The sequence below is a fragment of the Salinicoccus sesuvii genome (assembly GCF_042648145.1).
Lineage (GTDB): Bacteria > Bacillota > Bacilli > Staphylococcales > Salinicoccaceae > Salinicoccus > Salinicoccus sesuvii.
Map to the genome: position 1 here is coordinate 93,967 of NZ_JBHRWV010000007.1, position 19,356 is coordinate 113,322.

At 41.3% G+C, this 19,356-nt stretch carries 21 protein-coding genes; 3 read left to right on the forward strand and 18 right to left on the reverse strand.

The genetic code is table 11. The features are described from left to right. Position 1 precedes the first annotated feature (1 nt). The 10 genes from ACFOJ8_RS06200 to ACFOJ8_RS06245 form a co-directional block, all read right to left on the reverse strand. Positions 2-190: a YqgQ family protein gene (locus tag ACFOJ8_RS06200; protein WP_380659899.1), complete on the reverse strand. Its 189-nt coding sequence runs from the start codon at positions 188-190 to the stop codon at positions 2-4. Further along, the gene (locus ACFOJ8_RS06205) at positions 183-1,598 is read right to left on the reverse strand and encodes a rhomboid family intramembrane serine protease (protein ID WP_380654086.1); all 1,416 of its coding nucleotides are present in this window, start codon (positions 1,596-1,598) and stop codon (positions 183-185) included. The genes ACFOJ8_RS06200 and ACFOJ8_RS06205 overlap by 8 nt, the downstream gene beginning before the upstream one ends. Further along, positions 1,591-2,163, reverse strand: coding sequence for a 5-formyltetrahydrofolate cyclo-ligase (locus tag ACFOJ8_RS06210; RefSeq protein ID WP_380654089.1), 573 nt, complete (start codon positions 2,161-2,163; stop codon positions 1,591-1,593). Before ACFOJ8_RS06210 ends, ACFOJ8_RS06205 begins: the two co-directional genes overlap by 8 nt. Before the next feature lie 137 nt (positions 2,164-2,300). After that, entirely contained in the window at positions 2,301-2,948 is a 648-nt protein-coding gene (phoU, locus tag ACFOJ8_RS06215) for a phosphate signaling complex protein PhoU (RefSeq protein ID WP_380654092.1), read from the reverse strand. Then, a complete protein-coding gene (pstB, locus tag ACFOJ8_RS06220; protein ID WP_380657051.1) occupies positions 2,949-3,770 on the reverse strand; it encodes a phosphate ABC transporter ATP-binding protein PstB in 822 nt (273 codons plus the stop codon). 48 nt (positions 3,771-3,818) lie between these two features. Next, on the reverse strand, positions 3,819-4,697 hold the full coding sequence (gene pstA / locus ACFOJ8_RS06225; protein ID WP_380654094.1) for a phosphate ABC transporter permease PstA: 879 nt from the start codon (positions 4,695-4,697) through the stop codon (positions 3,819-3,821). Next, positions 4,698-5,624, reverse strand: coding sequence for a phosphate ABC transporter permease subunit PstC (gene pstC / locus ACFOJ8_RS06230; protein WP_380654097.1), 927 nt, complete (start codon positions 5,622-5,624; stop codon positions 4,698-4,700). Positions 5,625-5,686: 62 nt separating this feature from the next. Further along, positions 5,687-6,667 carry a phosphate ABC transporter substrate-binding protein PstS family protein gene (locus tag ACFOJ8_RS06235; RefSeq protein ID WP_380654100.1) on the reverse strand — a complete coding sequence of 327 codons (981 nt, stop codon included), beginning with the start codon at positions 6,665-6,667 and terminating at the stop codon, positions 5,687-5,689. Between the two features lie 152 nt (positions 6,668-6,819). Further along, positions 6,820-9,015 carry a peptidoglycan D,D-transpeptidase FtsI family protein gene (locus tag ACFOJ8_RS06240; RefSeq protein ID WP_380654103.1) on the reverse strand — a complete coding sequence of 732 codons (2,196 nt, stop codon included), beginning with the start codon at positions 9,013-9,015 and terminating at the stop codon, positions 6,820-6,822. 108 nt (positions 9,016-9,123) lie between these two features. Then, positions 9,124-9,726 carry a superoxide dismutase gene (locus tag ACFOJ8_RS06245; protein ID WP_380654106.1) on the reverse strand — a complete coding sequence of 201 codons (603 nt, stop codon included), beginning with the start codon at positions 9,724-9,726 and terminating at the stop codon, positions 9,124-9,126. A 158-nt stretch (positions 9,727-9,884) separates the two neighbouring features. On the opposite strand from ACFOJ8_RS06245, the gene ACFOJ8_RS06250 reads away from it, so the two are divergent. Both ACFOJ8_RS06250 and ispG read left to right on the forward strand, forming a co-directional pair. After that, entirely contained in the window at positions 9,885-10,619 is a 735-nt protein-coding gene (locus ACFOJ8_RS06250) for a DUF1189 family protein (RefSeq protein WP_380654109.1), read from the forward strand. 91 nt (positions 10,620-10,710) lie between these two features. Beyond that, entirely contained in the window at positions 10,711-11,829 is a 1,119-nt protein-coding gene (ispG, locus tag ACFOJ8_RS06255; RefSeq protein ID WP_380654112.1) for a flavodoxin-dependent (E)-4-hydroxy-3-methylbut-2-enyl-diphosphate synthase, read from the forward strand. A gap of 45 nt (positions 11,830-11,874) precedes the next feature. On the opposite strand, the gene ACFOJ8_RS06260 is transcribed toward ispG, so the two are convergent. The 8 genes from ACFOJ8_RS06260 to ACFOJ8_RS06295 form a co-directional block, all read right to left on the reverse strand. Further along, positions 11,875-12,333: a hypothetical protein gene (locus tag ACFOJ8_RS06260; protein ID WP_380659900.1), complete on the reverse strand. Its 459-nt coding sequence runs from the start codon at positions 12,331-12,333 to the stop codon at positions 11,875-11,877. 187 nt (positions 12,334-12,520) lie between these two features. Continuing rightward, on the reverse strand, positions 12,521-13,393 hold the full coding sequence (locus ACFOJ8_RS06265; RefSeq protein WP_380654116.1) for an ABC transporter ATP-binding protein: 873 nt from the start codon (positions 13,391-13,393) through the stop codon (positions 12,521-12,523). Beyond that, positions 13,390-13,767: a GntR family transcriptional regulator gene (locus ACFOJ8_RS06270; protein WP_380654118.1), complete on the reverse strand. Its 378-nt coding sequence runs from the start codon at positions 13,765-13,767 to the stop codon at positions 13,390-13,392. Before ACFOJ8_RS06270 ends, ACFOJ8_RS06265 begins: the two co-directional genes overlap by 4 nt. Positions 13,768-13,849: 82 nt before the next feature. After that, positions 13,850-14,275 carry a Fur family transcriptional regulator gene (locus ACFOJ8_RS06275; RefSeq protein ID WP_380654121.1) on the reverse strand — a complete coding sequence of 142 codons (426 nt, stop codon included), beginning with the start codon at positions 14,273-14,275 and terminating at the stop codon, positions 13,850-13,852. Next, entirely contained in the window at positions 14,244-15,101 is an 858-nt protein-coding gene (locus tag ACFOJ8_RS06280) for a metal ABC transporter permease (RefSeq protein ID WP_380654123.1), read from the reverse strand. The genes ACFOJ8_RS06275 and ACFOJ8_RS06280 overlap by 32 nt, the downstream gene beginning before the upstream one ends. Next, a complete protein-coding gene (locus ACFOJ8_RS06285) occupies positions 15,082-15,879 on the reverse strand; it encodes a metal ABC transporter ATP-binding protein (RefSeq protein ID WP_380654126.1) in 798 nt (265 codons plus the stop codon). Before ACFOJ8_RS06285 ends, ACFOJ8_RS06280 begins: the two co-directional genes overlap by 20 nt. Before the next feature lie 123 nt (positions 15,880-16,002). Beyond that, positions 16,003-16,908 carry a deoxyribonuclease IV gene (locus ACFOJ8_RS06290; RefSeq protein WP_380654129.1) on the reverse strand — a complete coding sequence of 302 codons (906 nt, stop codon included), beginning with the start codon at positions 16,906-16,908 and terminating at the stop codon, positions 16,003-16,005. Between the two features lie 21 nt (positions 16,909-16,929). Beyond that, the gene (locus tag ACFOJ8_RS06295) at positions 16,930-18,243 is read right to left on the reverse strand and encodes a DEAD/DEAH box helicase (protein WP_380654131.1); all 1,314 of its coding nucleotides are present in this window, start codon (positions 18,241-18,243) and stop codon (positions 16,930-16,932) included. 140 nt (positions 18,244-18,383) lie between these two features. Here ACFOJ8_RS06295 and ACFOJ8_RS06300 point away from each other — a divergent pair, with 140 nt between their 5' ends. Next, positions 18,384-19,346: a 4-hydroxy-3-methylbut-2-enyl diphosphate reductase gene (locus ACFOJ8_RS06300; protein ID WP_380654133.1), complete on the forward strand. Its 963-nt coding sequence runs from the start codon at positions 18,384-18,386 to the stop codon at positions 19,344-19,346. Positions 19,347-19,356 lie beyond the last annotated feature (10 nt).

Genomic DNA, 19,356 nt, shown 5'->3' on the forward strand with positions numbered 1-19,356 from the left:
ACTATTCCTCTTTCCTCTGTCTTAAAATTAGTATGGAAGTTTTGTATTCTTCGTTTGTGATAAGTCCATAACTGTATAGTTCTTTGATTTCCATTTCCATAAGTCTAAGCATGTTTTGCTTATCCTTATCGTATACGTAGATGCCGTAGCGCAACAATAGTCTGTTAATATAGGTTAAGTCCTTATTCATTTTCATTATAAGATTCCGCGATTGCCCGTAGTTGGGGATCTTCTATTTTCTCAATATCCACTCCGGAAAGAATTTGTTCCATTTCGTTATAATTTCGTTCTTTTCTAAGTTGCATCAACCTATGGCGCATTACCCACTCATCGTTTGGATTCATTTTGTAACTCTGTTCATGAAACTCATCGGCCTGCTCCATATCTCCTGCATACTCTGCTAAAAGTCCAAGTGAATGGTATGTCTTTGCTGTATCATTGTTCGTACGTATTATTTCGTTGAGCATAGTGAGCGCCTCCTCATACTCCCCTGCCTCAATGTATTCCATCGCTATAATATTTTGTGGCTGGGATGAGGCGTGCCTTTGAGCCATAAACCAGGAAAGTGCGATAAGCAGGATAAATGCTGCAATTGCCGTAGCCTGCCATCTCCATCCGAATTTTCGTGGATGATAAACCACGCCGATTAATGCACCGAAAATCAGACCGCCGATGTGCGCATAGTGGTTCACATTTGATATGAACTGGGTGAGCACAGACACCACGACGAAGACGACAACAATCTGGAAAAGCAATTTGGAACTGATCCTTCCGTGTACAAGCAAGTGGAGAATTAAAATTGCCAGCAGTCCATATATAGCTCCACTGGCCCCGAGCGATATTCCTTCAGTAATGAACATGATAGAGAACAAACTTGAAGTGATACCTGTCGTAACATACGCAATGAGGAGACGCCAACTGCCAAAGATACTCTCTGTGAACTTTCCCAGAATGTAAAGGGCAAATATATTAAACAAAAAATGGTCGACAGTTGAATGTAGAAAACTGCTACTTAACAGACGGTATAAATCTCCTTCAACAACATTGGCGTGATTCAGTGCAAGCATTTGAGTAAATCTGTACGAATCTGCAAATTGGATGGCCGATAGATTGACAAGGAAAATAATCAAGTTGATGCATATAAGCAGATATGTCATTGGACTGAACTGATGCATAAACTTTTCGAAAGGATGGCTGCTCATCAGCCGCTTTTGATAGTAACTGGATGATTTCGATTTTTTGTGGGAAAGATCAATCCTATAGAATGGATTTTTCACTATTGTTTCTGGACTCTTGATGCCTCTGAGTACAATTTTTCCACCTTGTACCTTTTGTTTGATGGTATAGGGGCTGTTTGTAAAATGGAAACTTTCAATTAGAGAGACATGCATATTTTGAGATAACCTATCATGCATTTCCGACAAGTATTGTATTTCGTCCTCCTGGCTATTTTCTTCAATGTTTCGACCATTCAAACACATCAATGCATGCTTTTTAGAATGGCGCATCCAGATGATGTCGCGTCCTTGGTCGTATTGATAAAATGCGTAGTCAGTATAGCGTGAAATTTCATATGCGATATGCCATAAGCTAAACATGGTTCTGCCTCTTTGCTCGTGCATCAATTATTCTTTCTGGCGTAAGCAGATGGTCTACTGGAATGTCATGATTTTCTACAACGACATCGCCAAGTTGCTCTTCAAATAGAAGAGAGACCTTCAAACCAGTATAGTCAATGAGAAACCTGTCGTAGTAGCCTCCGCCGTAGCCAATTCTATACCCAGTTTCAGAATAGATCAGACCCGGTACAACAATCATCTCTGGATTGTTGTTAACATCTTTTGTATCTTGCGGAATGCGCAAGTGTTTTTCATCTTCAACAACTTCATTAAAAGATCTGAATCTGCAGAAATTCATCGTTTTGCTTTTATAGTCACACACCGGTGTATATATTTGTTTACCCTGTTGGACAAGCTGCTCGATAATATCGTCGGTTTCCATTTCATGGGGCATGGAGAGTACAATTCCAAGAGATTGAATTTTATGACTTTCGATAAAATCGAATAACTTGTCTTTCAGTATTTCTTCGTGTTTTTGTTTATCCACAGATTCCATAGAAGACAAGGTGGCGATCATTGCCTTACGTAATGCTTTCTTACTCATTTCAGTACCTCATTTCATATGTAATTGTTGGCATGATACTCTCTATTATAATCATGATCACTATAAAGAAAAAGGTATAGACAATGAATATAAACAATTTAGTCAATAAAAATAGACCTTGGAAAACCAAGGTCTACTTAAATGTTTCTAGCTTCGTATTTGTCGCCAGTCAGAACATAATAGACATGTTCTGCGATATTCTTAATGTGGTCCCCGATACGCTCCAAATACTTTGCACACAGCTGGCTCTGCCCAGTTATGAAAACGTCTGTCTCATCGAATATATCCGATGTTGTGATTTGAACAAATAACCCATCAATATCTTGATCGCGCACAATGATTTCCCTACATAGTTCAAGGTCCTGATCATCGTACGCGGTTCTTACATCCTCGAGCATCAATAAAGCAAGGTGCTCCATTGTAGACAATCTTAGTAGAAGCCTTTCATTGGTGATACGTACACGCTTTCTAACTTCACCAAGATTACTAATGTTATCACTGATCCGCTCGAGATCATCTGCTATCTTGATACTTGAAATGATAATGCGAAGATCCGTTGCTACAGGCTGCTGGGTGGTGATGAGGTTGACCGCCTGCGTGTTTATTTCCTCTTCAAGCTTATTGATTCTTTTATCATCACTTACCAATTGCCTGGCATCCGCGGTGTCCTCACTCGATAGTATGGCAGTGCATCCCTCAAGACGCTCGTGGCACTCCTTGCCAAGTGTCAGTACATTCTCCAGTAAATATGCCATTTCACTCGAGAATTTCTCGCGGTAAACCATCTAACCGAATCTTCCCGATACGTAATCTTCGGTGCGTTGATCCTTCGGCTTATCGAAAATGACATTGGTTTTATCATACTCGACAACATACCCTTGATAGAAGAAAGCTGTTTTGTCAGAAATTCGAGCTGCTTGCTGCATATTATGTGTGACTATGACAATACTGTAATCTTTTTTCAATTCATGCATGAGGTCTTCAACTTTAGTTGTCGAGATCGGGTCAAGTGCGCTCGTTGGTTCATCCATCAAGATTACGTCAGGCTCTATCGCAAGTGCACGTGCAATACATATTCTCTGCTGCTGACCTCCGGATAAGCCATAAGCATTGTCATTAAGCCTGTCTTTTACTTCATCCCAGATAGCTGCGCCTTTGAGACTTTTTTCTACTACCTGATCAAGGACTTTTTTATTGCGAATGCCGTGTATGCGTGCCCCGTATGCGACATTGTCGTAAATGGATTTAGGAAATGGATTGGGTTTTTGGAAAACCATACCGACTTTTGTACGAAGATCTTCCACTGTGTAGGACTTATCGAAGATACTTTTATCTCGGTAGACAATATCCCCTTCTGTGCGTACAATTGGCACAAGTTCAACCATTCTATTTAATGATTTAATGAAGGTTGATTTGCCACAGCCCGAAGGACCAATGATTGCTGAAATTTCATTTTCATTAAAGTCCAGATTAATATCTTGAAGAGCATGGTTGTTACCATACCATAGATTGAAATCTTTTGCTTGAAAAACTGTATTCGCAGCTGGCTTAGCTGTTTCTGTTTCTTGCACACGAGTTTTGACGGCTGTGTCGTAGACTGTATTCATATCAGTTTCCTCTTTTATCTTTGACGAAGTCATATTTAAACCTCCAAATTAAAAACGTTTCGAATATTTATTTCTTATATAGATTGCTACTGAGTTCATCAGGAAAAGAATAAACAGTAGTACAAGAATGGCGGCGGCTGTAATGTTCTGGAATTCAGGATTTGGCATTTTTACCCAAGAGAATATTTGCATAGGCAGTGCCGAGAAAGTATCGAATACACCTGTTGGCGTAAACAGAAGGATTGTCGGTATGCCGATAATGACTAAAGGCGCTGTCTCACCAATTGCACGAGAGAGAGACAAAATGATTCCCGTAATAATGCCGGGTATTGCTGCTGGCAGAATGATACGTGTGATAGTCTGCCATTTTGTAGCTCCCATACCGATAGACGCTTCACGTATGGAACCAGGCACTGAGCGGATGGATTCCTGCGATGCCACTACAATTACTGGGAGTATCATTAGTGACATCGTAAGGGCTGCTGCCAAAACTGAATTGCCGAGACCAGCAATCCTTACAAAAAGCGTTAGGCCAAGAAGACCAAATACGACTGACGGTACACCTGCAAGATTAGAGATATTTATCTTCACGAAATCTACAAGCTTGTTCTTTGGTGCATATTCCTCCAGATAGAGGGCCGTACCTACTGAGAGTATGATAGCTATCGGTGCTGTTGTAGCCATCAACCAAAGTGTTCCAATGATGGCGCCTCTAATTCCTGCATTTTCAGGTCGACTTGAGCTGAAGTTTGTGAAAAAGTTAGTCTTAAGATAGCTCCAGCCTTCGAGAATGGTATCGATCAGCAAAGTTGCAAGTACAACCAGACCTACCAGAGTACATAGTAGGAAGACGAACTTCAAGATTTTATTAACCATCAGCCTTCCATTTAACTTTTTCGAGACCTGTTCCTTATTTATCAATTCCATCTAGTATTCCTCCCTGAATTTCCGTGAGAACCATTGCGCAACAATATTCATCAACAATGTAAATACAAATAGTGTCATACCGACGGCATAAAGACTAAAGTATGTGTCGGTACCATACGTTGCATCGCCCGATGCCACCTGGACAATAAACCCAGTCATCGTCTGAAGAGATTCCATAAGATTGAGACTATTGTTCGGTGTGCTACCTGCGGCGATAGAAACAATCATTGTCTCCCCAATTGCTCGGGATATGGCGAGTACAATTGAAGCCATGATGCCTGAAACTGCAGCGGGTAAAACAACTTTCATCACCATTTCCAAGCGGGTAGATCCGAGACCCAAAGCGCCTTCTCTAGTGGAGTTCGGCACTGCACTCATAGCATCTTCACTCAAACTGGCAATCATCGGTATAATCATAACACCCACAACAAGTCCAGGACTGATGGCATTGAACAAGTTGACTTCAGGCCAAATACCTCTAATCAATGGAGTTACAAACGTCAGCGCAAAGAATCCGTACACAACTGTCGGAATTCCGGCAAGTATTTCGAGAATCGGTTTGACTAGGCGTCTAACACGATCACTTGCATATTCACTGAGGTATATTGCCGCCCCCAAGCCAACAGGAACAGCAAAAATGACTGCGATGACTGTAATTTTTAATGTACCCATGATTAAAGCAAAAATCCCCCATTGTGGATCAGAACTGAAAGCTGACCACTCAGTGGAAGTTAAAAACTCTATGGGAGAGACTCTAGTGAAGAACATTATGGTTTCTGTCAGGAGAGTTACTAGAATTCCTATCGTAGTCAGGACGGATACAAGTGTAATGATAAGTAGTACGATAGGTACTGCTTTTTCTATGGCTGCATTCCCACTTTTTCCTTTTTTCTTTTCAATCATTTCCCTGATATTATACTCGCTCATATTAGACCTCGTTTCATAATACTTTAAAATGGACGGGGCTCAACCCGTCCATGTGATACTACTTATTGAAATTCAGCAAGTTTGTCGACCTGCTCTTGCATTTCTTCATCAGTAAGTGCTACATAACCAGCTTCTTCAGCTGCAGATGATGCGTTATCAATTGTGAATTCCATAAACTGCATGAATGCATCATTGCTTTCAAGAGATTCATTCTTTGCATATACGAACAGTGGGCGCGCTAGTGGATAGTCATAGCTCATCACTGATTCGTCAGTCACTTCAACTGGCTCATCGTTATCCGGACCTTGGATAGGAACACCTTTCAAGTTCTCTTCGTTCACCATATAGAAGTTGTATCCGAAGAATCCGATGGAATTTACATCACTTGTAACTGATTGGGAGATAACATTTGTATCTTGATTCAATTCAGCACTGATATCACCATCTTCCATAACTGCTTCTTGGAAGAAGTCGTGTGTACCGTGTGACTGGTCTGGAGCGTAAGCTGTGATTTCTTCATCAGGGAAGTCAGAGCGGACGTCACTCCAAGTTGTTGCTTCACCACTGTAGATCATTTGAAGTTCCTCGAATGTGAGGTAGTCTACAAAGTCGTTTTCAGTATTGACTGCTACAGTCAATCCATCGTTCGCAACTTTAAATTCTGTGTATTCGATGCCTGCGTCTTCAAGTTCAGAAATCTCTTCTTCCTTGATTGGACGAGAAGCATTTTGAAAATCTGTTTCACCAGCTACAAACTTCTCAAACCCACCGCCTGTGCCGGATACACCGATAGAAACCTGCACGTCCGGATTTTCAGCGTTGAAGTCTTCATTTATTAATTCGAGGATTGGTGCGACTGTGGATGAACCGTCACCAGAAATGCTACCAGATGCAGATGCTTCCTCGTCGGAGCTTGTCTCGGAACTTTCTGTATCAGCCTCTGTGCTTTCATCTGTTGGATCTTCAGCGGAACCACCGCCGCAAGCTGCAAGAATAAACATTAAACTCATAAGGAGTGCAGCCATAAACATACTTTTTTTCATTACCCGAATTCCTCCAATAATTGTGTGTTGTATTTGTTACAAGCACTACTTTAACGAACCAATGTAAATTTGAAATGAATGGTTTGTAAAGATTGTGTAAATTCGGTTTAAAAAAACCTGGATTTGAAGATCACTTCAAATCCAGGTTTTTATTAATAACTGCCGTACGACAGTCTTGCATAGAAAGCATCCGTATCGTACTGATAAGGTTCAACAGGCGCCTGTTCGTAATAAAGTTCATAGTATTTATCAATAACGTCCCTACCAAGATATTGAGCTGGAAAGAATGGAACTGTGTATGGCATATGCGGGAAGATGATAGAGAATGCCATCTCTGGATTATCATAGGGAGCATAGCCGGTGTAGGTCTGATTCAGTACATCGTCGCCATTGTAACTTGCCTCTGCAGTCCCTGTCTTACCCGAAGCTTTGGGTTCTAGTTCGTGATAAGCATCCCATCCGGTACCGTATCGATCGGTGGATGTATCGTGCGTATTAAACACATCGTAAAACCCTGCTTGAATCTGTGATAATCCTGCAGGTGAAAAACCGACCGTATTGAGCACTTGACCACTGAATGACTGGAGTATCGCACCATTTTCATTAGCATCACCTTCGCGGACTTCCTTCGCCATATGCAGCCCTACACGGTTTCCGCCATTGGCAATGGTGGAAACATACTGCGAGAGTTGTAGTGCGGAATACGTATCGTATTGACCGATTGCCAAATTTAGATAGCTTCCAGGACTATTGGAAAGATCAGGGCTGAGACCGATTGCTTCATTCGGTAGGTCAATTCCCGTCGACACACCGAGCCCGAACTGATTAAGACCATTTCTAAAGGTGTTTGCCGCCTCACCTATATCCGTTGGTAATGACATGCCATCGTAGTATTCGAGGCCCGCAATCTTCAAAGCAGTTTTCATCATATAGACGTTTGATGAAACCATCAGGGCCTCCTGATCATCGATTGGAACTTGGCCCGATCTGTTGAAGAATGAGCTGATATTCTGAGTATTACCTGCAAAGTTCAATGGTTCATCTATCAGCGTTTCTCCAGGCTCGATGACACCGTTTTGATATCCAGTAGCAACTGTTGCACCTTTGACCGACGAGCCTACCGCGTAGGTGGAGGTCAGTGCACCGTAATGATAGTCAACGATATTCCCATTCTCATCAAGTTGCTTTCCGACCATAGCGAGCACATCCCCATTGTTCGGATCTTGAACAACAAGAACAACCGTATCTAAATATTCCGGGATAATAGTGTAATCTATTTCCCCAGTGCCTCTGTTTCTTTGCTGTATCTCCTCAGCCATATTTCTCAGTGATGTAAGGTGATGTTCGGCTAGCGATTCTAGTTCAAGCTGAAGGTTGATATCAAGAGTCAAATATAAATTGTCTCCTGGTTCCCCTTGCTTGGCAACTTCACGATTGATAATTTCACCCGATTTGTCAGTTGTAAACTTGACCTGTTCTTTTTTACCTCGAAGTATATTCTCATACTGATATTCAAGGTAAGTCTTTCCTACTCTATCGTCTCTGGAGTAACCACGTGCCATATAGTAGTCGAGCAACTCCCTCGGCAACCCCTCTTCTGATGAGGAAACTTCACCTAGGATTGTTCGCAGTGTGTCGCCATATGGATAGTCTCTTTCCCAATCCATTCCGGTCGATACCCCTGTCAATGAATCCAGTGACTCGTTGATTTCTGCGAACTCCTCCTCCGTTACGCCGTCACTTTTGACAACAACTGGATTCAGCTCGCGTGCGTTAACCATCTCAACATAGGTAGCAACAGTGTTAAGGTCTTCCTCAGAGAGTATACCTGAAATCTGCTCATCCGTAATACGTTGGTAAAGTTCCTGATTGAACTGTTCTTGTGAAATGTTACCATTATCAAGTAATGTTTGCTCATCCGACATGAGTTCCCCCACTTCTTCAGGGTACATTCTGATAAGATAGTCCTGTTTATCCCTTAAGGACAAGTTTTCTGTTTCCATATCTAAATATGTACTGAGTTCGGAAGCTACCTCTATGATTTCACCAGAGGACATATTGCGATGTCGTGTAAAATAAATTGCCTTTTTAGAGGCATTACCGACCAGCAAGTTTCCATTTCTATCATATATCTCGCCTCTTGGTACACTTTGGTTGATTTCCACGTACTGCTCGTTGGCAATCTCCTCCTGATATTCGTCACCCTTTACAATCTGTAGGTATCCGAGACGGAATACGAGAACCAGACAAAGCAAAAAAACAACCAACATGATGATGTTGATTCTTGATTTCATCACTTGTCTATTTATTGCCTCGAGGCTCTTGGTTTTTGCACGTTTCAATTCCACTCATTCCTTCTTCCACTTAAAATATGTACCGTTATTTTACCACATATTCTTCATAGACATTGAAAACAAATAAAAAAAGAGCAGGAAATCCTGCTCTTTATAGATTGATTATTTTGCGTGGTTGTATAGTTCGTTTACTTTATCCCAGTTGACAACGTTCCAGAATGCTTTTAGATATTCAGGGCGCTTGTTCTGATACTTTAAGTAGTACGCATGCTCCCAAACATCTACACCAAGGATTGGTGTTTTACCATCCGTAATAGGGTTGTCCTGGTTTGGAGTAGAGACAATTTCAAGTTCTCCATTGTTTACAACGAGCCAAGCCCAGCCTGAACCAAAACGTGCCGCACCTGCAGCTTCGAACTCTTCTTTAAACTTGTCGAAAGAACCGAATTTAGATTCAATTGCGTCTTTAACATCACCTGAAACTTCTTTTGATTCTGGAGAAAGCAGTTCCCAGAACATAGAGTGATTGAGGTGTCCGCCACCATTATTTCTAACTGCTGTCTTCTTGTCTTCAGGGACAGAATCAAGATTTTTAATGATTTCTTCAATAGACTTGTTTTCAAGATCTGTACCTTGTACTGCATCATTCAGTTTTGTTACATAGGTGTTATGGTGCTTAGTGTGGTGAATTTCCATAGTTTCTTTGTCAATGTTAGGTTCCAATGCATCATATGCATAAGGTAGTTCTGGTAGTTCAAAAGCCATAGTTAATTCCCCTCCATAGTTAGTTGTTTACATACCAAATATATCAATTCGGTGTTAAAATAACAAATGTATTGCCTATCTTCGTTGTACTTTTCAGACCGTAGTATGAATTTTAGTGCGATAGTAGATATTCAAGCAGCAGAAAGAAGTGTATTACAATGAAGTATTTTACTTTCTATAAAAGATTACTATCTTTTAAAAAATATCCATTATTCCGAACTGCCAATTTCAAACATATGCTCATAAATATCATGGTTATTTCAATTCTTATTGCGTTGCCGAACGTTGTTTCATTGTTCCAAAGCGTAAATGCTACCGCAGGCTTGTCAGACATCGAGTCAGAGATACCCGAATTCGAGATCGTGGATGGCAAGTACGTTGGTGATTCAAAAACGATAGAGATACATGGTAGCACTATTCTTTTCAGTGAAAACAGAACTACAGCTGATTTGACAGTTTCAGCAGATCAGGATGTACTTATTGGATTCCTCCGAGATGGTATATACATACGTGATGTGCAAGGTGGCGGGCTGGACTATTCGTATATCAGTGAAATAAAAACAGACGAGGACCTTGAAACTTTCATTGAGCAACAGACATCTAGTCTTTATTTCTACGCTTTAGTGTATGTCGTCTTTTATACTTCGGTCATTATGTTCTTTACGGTTATACTGCTGTCAATAGGCGTATATGCCATGCACACTATTTCAGTTGGGTTGAGAAAAAAATCACGGTTTATGAATTGGTTTAAATTTTCAACCTTTGCAACTATCACTGCTCTGGTACCAATAATTGTTATCCAATTGGTCTTCGGCTCCGCTTTGTGGGGGATATACATCGCTACGATACCTGCCTATATTCACTATTACAGAAAACTTCCCACTTTGAAATAGTGTTCAATAATGCGCAAGATTTACATTTTCAATCGAAATCTAGTATAATAGCTAGTGATTTAGAGAATCATATAATATGAGGAGTTTGGTTATGTCTCAAATTACACACCGTACTAATACAAGACCGGTCAAGGTCGGTGATGTCACCATCGGCGGCGCTGATCAAATCATCATCCAGAGCATGACGACGACGAAAACTCATGATGTCGAAGCGACAGTAAAAGAGATTCATCGTTTGGAAGAAGCAGGATGTCAGGTTGTACGTGTTGCATGTCCTAAAGAAGAAGATGCACTGGCTATTCCAGAAATAAAGAAACAAATTAACATTCCACTTGTTGTAGATATCCATTTTGATTATAAACTTGCATTGCTTGCTGTTGAGGGCGGTGCGGATAAGATTCGTATCAATCCAGGTAATATTGGTAAGCGTGAAAAAGTCGAAGCAGTCGTTGAAGCCTGTAAAGCTAAAGGTATACCGATTCGTATCGGCGTCAATGCTGGAAGTCTTGAAAGGCACATTATCAAGAAATATGGCTATCCAACGGCTGATGGCATGGTCGAGAGTGCTTTGCATCACATCAAAATACTTGAAGATCTCGACTTTCACGATATCATCGTGTCGATGAAGGCATCGGATGTTAATCTCGCCATCGAAGCATATGAAAAAGCCGCTAAAGCTTTCGATTACCCCCTCCACCTTGGTATCACAGAGAGTGGCACGTTGTTTGCTGGTACCGTCAAAAGTGCTGCAGGACTCGGCGCTATCATCTCCAAAGGGATTGGTAACACGATGAGGATTTCACTCTCTGCAGATCCGGTGGAAGAAGTGAAGGTAGCTAAAGAGTTGCTGAAAAGCTATGGGCTTGCTAGTAATGCGGCAACACTTATAGCCTGTCCGACTTGTGGTCGCATTGAGATTGATCTCATTTCCATCGCCAACGAAGTTGAAGAATACATTTCGACGATTAAAGCACCACTCAAGGTGGCGGTTCTTGGCTGTGCAGTAAACGGCCCAGGCGAAGCTCGCGAAGCAGACATTGGCATCGCTGGTGCCCGTGGCGAGGGCTTGCTCTTCATGCATGGTAAGACGGTGAGAAAAGTACCGGAAGAAATCATGGTCGAGGAACTAAAAAAAGAAATTGATATTCTTGCAGAGGAACACTACGAAAAAGAACGTAAAGCAAAAGAAGAAGCACAAGCTGCAAAATAGATCGATAATCAGAAGTCCTCCAAACCCAGGTTTGGAGGGCTTCTTTTATATCATGTCATATTTTGTGACATTGCGCCTATTGATGAAGTATGTTGCAATGAACACGATGATGCCGATAGCTAGAGTATAGTATGAAATTTGATAGAGAAAAGTTTCGTAATTTGGTAAGTTGAGATTCATTTCATTAATATTTCTTACTAGCAGAAAATGAAAAATATAGGTAAGGATCATAGGTACACTGTATAGAATATAACCATTAAAAACATAGCGCATCCAATGCTTCGAAAAACCAAGATAGTACACACTCATAACGATCAGACTGACACCGATAAGCATCATAAACCCGTAAATGTAGTACATCTCCTTATCGGTAGCAAGATAGCTCGCGATGATCAGAGAAGTGAAAAGAATCATTATTGCGTAATAAAGGTAATCTCCTTGAAACATAATTCGTTTTGTATTCGGAAGCGTGAAAAAGAAATGATGGTTATTATTTTTTTTCATCTCTTCATGTATGAACAGATACGATGCAGTCGTAAATACGATAGAGAAAACATTTGCCCAACTACTATATGGTAGTATAATTGATTGGATATCTGAAGGTAATGTAGCTGTAATGAAATTTATTATGATAGTAGCAATACCGATGTACCATATCCATTTCGAATGGAATAAATTTAAAACAAGCTGCTTATACATTATCGAATCCTCTCTTCTCCTTTTTGATGTAGTACATAATTTCATCTATTGTAATTGGCTCTATAACAACTTTATTTCCAAACAATTCTTTGAACACTTCGTATTCTTTGGACATCCCTTCAAAGCCAAGAGAACTCCTGGTTGTGCCGATGATTAGTGATTCGATTTCAGCATCAAGCATATCTAAGCTACCCTTTACTTTCCTATACGTTTCAAAAAGTGTCTCCTTCTCCATTTCAAATATGACTTTCCCATCGTCGATCATGATAATGTAGTCCGCAATCTTATCGAGGTCTGAGGTAATGTGCGTACTGAAAAGTATCGTAACCTCTTCATCTACCATCAGTTCCTGCAGTATTTCAAGGAGTTCCAGGCGAAAGGTCGGATCGAGATTCGACGTCGGTTCGTCTAGAATCAACAATTTCGCCTTGTGACTGAGCGCAATAGCAATGGAAAGTTTGACTTTTTCGCCGGTAGATAAGTATTTTATCTTGCGATCTGCCCTGACATTGAACGTTTTCAGATAAGAAAAAAATGTTTCTTTATCCCATCGATCATAGAAAGTCCTTAGAAGCTTGCCCAGTCTATCCGGTGTTATGTTCTGTGGTAGTCGATCTTCCGCAAAAACTAGTCCAATTTCATTAAGAAGTGCCGTTCTCTCTGCTTCCAGATCTTTATCTAGGATGTTAATTTGACCTGCATCCTGTTTCTTTAGGGTCAGCATATGATTGATAACTGTGGACTTTCCGGCGCCATTTTCTCCGATTAACCCTGTGATGTATCCCTTCTTTATATTCATATCGATACCTTCTAGTTTAAATTCCCCCATACTTTTATGCAGTCCTGTAACGGTGATGGCATTCATATACTCTCATCCTCCATGACTTTCATCATTTCCGTGAGTTCATCAACGGAAAGGTCGACTTGTTTTGATATCTTCAGCAAATCTTCAATCTTATTTTCAATTTCGACAAGAACTTGCTCTCTCCTATTTTCGGCATTCTGCTCGCTTACAAATGTTCCTTTACCAACAACAGAATAGACAAAACCCGAAGCCTCAAGATCCTGATAGGCGCGCTTGGTGGTTATAATGCTGATACTCAGTTCTTTGGCGAGCGCGCGCATCGACAATAGTGGATCTCCAGGCCTTAGTTCTCCATTCATGATGAGTCTGATAATTTCTCCTTTAAGTTGTTCATAGATCGGTACCTCACTCTGATTTGATATTCGGATATTCATAAAAACCCTCTTTGTTTATATTGTATATAATTAATATATACAATATAAACAGTTACGTCAATATAAAAAAACCAAGACCTGATCAAGTCCTGGTTTTTCTGCATTCGCCACATAGGCCATATAGTTCAACTTTATGATTTTTTATTTCGACATCATCCAGTTCATCTTCCCATTGTTGCACCGGACAGTAGTGTATAACACGTGTAACGCCACATTTGTCACATATGAAATGATGATGATGATGGGTTGTGCACGATATTTTGTAGTGCATTTCTCCCGATAACGTCGTTTGTTCAAGCACATCTATGTCTTTCATAGTATAAAGGTTGCGGTAAATTGTATCGTAACTGAGATCAGGGTACTCTTCCTTTAAGAGCTCTTGGACGTCCTTTGCACTCAGATACCTGTTTTCATTAAGAAACAATTCGATCATACGCATCCTTTTGCGTGTAATCTTCAGGTTATTTTCTTTTAATTTATCTTTGTATTGATTCAGTTGGTTCGCCACGTCTCTTCACTCCGATCCGGTCAAGAATAATCGTTATGGCAAGCAGCATCAGAGATATAAGTACAATCGTACCTCCTGGTGATATGTTAAGGTGGAAACTAAGAAATAACCCGATAACCACCGACAGTTCACCGAATACCACACTCATTACCATTAATTGTTTAAAGCTTGAAGTGACACGCATAGCGGCTGCTACCGGCAATGTCATTAAAGCACTGACAAGCAGTATGCCTACAATGCGCATCGAAGCACTAATAACAAGCGCGACCACGATAATGAATAGGAAATGGATCCATTTACTGATATTCATTACATTGGCATACTCTTCATCAAAAGAAACGAGAAACATTTCTTTATATAATAGATAGATAAAGATGAGAACAACCACCCCAATGACAGAAATTAATATAAGGTCAAAGGAGTTAACGGCACTAATGCTGCCGAACAAATAGCCAAACAAATCCTGATTGAAACCATCAGCCAAGGATAAAAACAGTACACTAAGAGCAACACCAAAACTCATGATGATTGGTATGGCAAGTTCTTGGTAGTGTTTATAAACACTACGCAGACGTTCAATACCAAGTGCACCAAATACCGAAAATAAAATTCCTGTAATCAGTGGGTTGATCGTCATTCCGATAAGCGACGATAGGTAGACACCAAACGTAATTCCGCCCAGTGTCACATGGCTCAATGCGTCAGCAATGAGCGACAATCTCCTGATGACGATGAACGTACCGATTAGTGGCGCAATAAGTCCGGCAATGAGTCCGCTGATGAAAGAATAGCGTATAAAGTCATAATCAATAAGTGCCTGTATCACTTGCCGCACTCCTTTCGTGATCGTGACTGACCAGCTGCAGCGGGAAGCCATATATCTTAGACAATTCAGCCTCACCCAGATTTTTGAACTCATTGTTCGTGCCATGGAAATGAAGATTCTCATTCAAACACGCCACCATATCAGCATGGTCAACGACTACTCCAATATCATGGGTTACAAGTAGGATAGTAACCGATTGGGATTTAAGTTTAAAAAGGACATCATAGAACTCTTTGACATGCTTTGCATCGATACCGACCGTCGGCTCATCGAGCACCAATATTGATGGATTGTTGATTAGTGCCCTAGCGATAAAAACGCGTTGTGTTTGCCCACCGGACAATAGTGAAATGTTCTTGTTCTTCAAATGACTGATGTTCAGCAGTTCAAGTACTTCCTGTAGTTTCTCACGATCTTTTTTATTAAAACGCCGGAACAACCCTTTTTCTTTAGTCAGGCCGCTGAGTACAACTTCCCCTACTGTCGCGGGAAATCCCTTGCTAAAGCTGTTGGACTTTTGTGAGACATACCCGACTTCCTGCCAAGATTGGTAGTTGCGTATACTTTTGCCGTTAATGTTGATTTCCCCTATCTGTAGTCGCAACACACCGAGTATGAGCTTCAGCAATGTTGTCTTGCCAGAACCATTCGGTCCCACAAGTGCAACAAAGTCACCTTTATGAATCTTGAGGTTAATATTTTTAAGAGCCGGTGTGGTCTCGAGTTTATCTTTATAAGTATAGGAGATGTTTTTTAGTTCGAATATCGGATGTGCCATCACGTTGTCCCCTTTATTTTTAATCACTACAGTAGTATAAAGGAGTCATTACGATTTGTAAATAGTAATGATTACGAAATAAAACCAAGACATCCATGAGGACATCCTGGTTTTATTCTACACCTATTCTTGAGCGGTAATCATCGGGTTTATCTCTTCCTTCAATGAAGGATTGAACTGGCCGCTTCTGATCATTTCAATTTCATGTTCGTACGGTGCAATCCTATTCTTCTTGTCTGGCCCAACAAAGGGCGTTTCAAGAATCTTTGGCACAGATTCAAAATCGGGATGGTTGATGATGTAGGACAGTGCATCAAAGCCGATATGGCCGAAACCAATATTTTCATGGCGGTCCTTGTGCGCACCAACTTCATTTTTAGAGTCATTGATGTGAAGTACTTTGATACGGTCTTTACCTATGATGCGATCGAATGAATCAAGCACACCGTCAAAATCGTTAACAATATCGTATCCCGCGTCATGGACGTGGCAAGTATCAAAACAGACACTGAGACGTTCGTTATTTGTCACGCCACTGATAATTTCTGCAAGTTCCTCGAAAGTACGACCGACCTCAGACCCCTTACCTGCCATTGTCTCAAGAGCAATCTGAACGTCGTGATCATTCGTCAGCACTTCATTCAATCCTTCAATGATGGATTTGATGCCTCGCTCCGAGCCTGTACCAACATGACTTCCAGGATGCAGTACAATCTGTTTGGCACCAAGATGTTCGGTGCGTAAAATCTCTTCTTGGAGAAATTCGACACCGTGATCGAATACGCCTTCGCGCTCTGAATTCGCTATATTGATGATATAAGGGGCATGGACGACAATATTCGAAATGCCGTTGTCTGCCATATGACGCTTACCAGCTTCAATATTCAGGTCCTCCACTTTTTTCCTTCTCGTATTCTGAGGGGCACCTGTATAGATCATGAATGTGTTCGCCCCATAGCTCTTTGCAGATATACTTGCCGCCTCGAGCATTTTCTTTCCACTCATGGAAACATGTGATCCTATCAGCATCTAATTCACCTTTCTATGTTGCTATCGTTTTTTCTTCTTACTCTTTGCATGCTTCATGCGTTCCTGCTTCTTTAACGTATCCAGTTCATATTTCATCTTACGTCGGTAACCAGGCTTCACTTTCTTCGGCTTCTTGACCCTGTGTGAAAGTTGATTTTCCAAGTTATCTTCCTGACGCTTCCTTTTTGCGCGTTGAGTACGTGATTTTATTTCAACAAGTTCCCCTTTACGCAGATCCTCATGTGAAAAATGATAGCCTTTGCCTTCCAAAGCATTGACAAGGTATTCCTCATCTGGAGTGTAGAGAGTAATTGCATTTCCTTTGTATTCGCCTCTGCCGACACGGCCGACACGATGCGTAAAGAACTCGATGTCCTTTGGTATATCGAAATTGATAACGTGCGATGCCCCGTCTATATCCAAGCCTCTGGCAGCAAGGTCGCTTGCGACCACCCAAACGTATTCAAGGTCACGGATTTTTCGGATTTCCTTTGTACGTTCACGCGGTTTTAACCCACCGTGGAACAAACCGACGTTTACGCCGTTACTGTTTAGGTATTCAAACAGTTCATCGGCACGATCTTTTGAGTTGGCGAATATCAGACCAATGTATGGTGTAATCTCCTTAGTCAGAGCAAGTACTTTGCCCGCTTTGTCGTCCCCCTTGACCGGTACAAGGCTATAGTGGATGGAGGCCTTGTTCTTCGGCTGGTCGATGATGATAATCTCGGTCTCTCCAATGTACTTCCGAAGGAAAATTCTCAATGCTTCAGGAATGGTTGCCGAGAAGACAAGGAACTGGCAGGAGTCACTGACAGTGGAAGAGATGCTGTCAATCTGATCGAGGAACCCGAGATCTATCATCAAGTCTGCTTCATCTATGACGAGACTCTCGACTGCATGAAGATGCAGTCCACCCTTGTCTCTTAAATCCTTGATGCGTGTTGGGGTACCGATGACGATATGCGGAGACTTACTTGCTTTTTGCACATCCCTTTCAATATCTGTGCCGCCGATGAAGGCAGCCGCACTAATTTCTGGAAATGATTCCAGCAGTTCATTCGTCATTTGATAGAGTTGCTTAGCTAGCTCTCTCGTAGGTGCGAGAATTACTGACTGTGTATGGGATTTATCCGTATCGATCTCATGGACGATCGGCAGAAGGAAGGAGTGAGACTTGCCACTGCCCGTCTCCGACTGGGCCACCACATTTTCTCTTTTGAATACTTTTGGTATCACACGCTCCTGTACCAAAGTCGGGTGTGTAAAATTTATGCGTTCGATTGCTTTCAGCATCTGATCGCTGAACTCGAATCTTTTAAAAGCACTGCTCATGATTTCACCTGATTTCTTTAATAAACTCAGATTATATTATAACTGATATGGAGATGTTAAGCCACACATCATTCATACTGCGTGTTGATTTAAAAAAAGTGTGATATTGTTTATAATGAATGTAAGGGAGGAATAACTTCATGGATATTATTAAAATTAGCCCGCGTGGGTATTGCTACGGTGTTGTGGACGCAATGGTGATTGCCAGAAATGCGTCTATGGACAAAACACTACCCCGCCCGATATATATACTCGGTATGATCGTACACAACAAGCATGTGACTGACGCATTCGAAGAAGATGGAATTCGTACTCTGGATGGCGCCAACAGGCTTGAGATTTTGGAAGGCATTGATGAGGGGACCGTCATTTTTACAGCGCACGGTGTCTCTCCCCAGGTGAAGCAGAGAGCTAAAGAAAAAGGACTGACATGCATTGATGCAACATGTCCTGATGTCGAAGTGACACACCAGCTCATTCGAGAGAAAACACAAAAAGGCTATGACGTCATTTATGTTGGCAAGAAGGGACATCCTGAGCCAGAAGGTGCCCTCGGTGTCTCACCTGATCATGTTCATCTTGTGGAAACCATTGAGGATGTAAAAGCATTGCCGGAAGTGTTAGCCAACAAAAAGTTAGTTGTAACCAATCAGACCACTATGAGCCAGTGGGATGTCAGTCATCTCATGGACCAACTAAAAGAACAATATCCGCATATTGAAGTGCACAAGGAAATCTGCCTGGCCACTCAGGTCCGCCAAGAAGCAGTCGCTGAACAAGCAAAAGAAGCGGATTTACTCATCGTGGTTGGTGATCCGAAAAGTAACAATTCCAACAGACTTGCACAAGTATCTAAGGAAATTGCACATACTAATGCATATCGAATTAGCTCGCTAAGTGAATTGAAAAACGAATGGCTTCAGGGCATCGATAGTGTGGCCATTACAGCCGGCGCTTCCACTCCGACGCCAATCGTTAAGGAAGTTATCGACTATATTAAAGACTATGATGAAAAAACACCGAACGAACCTGTATCGACAGTGCCTAAAGATAAAATCCTACCAAAAATCAAAAAAGCAAAACCAGTAAAAATTATGGAATAATAAAAAGGCC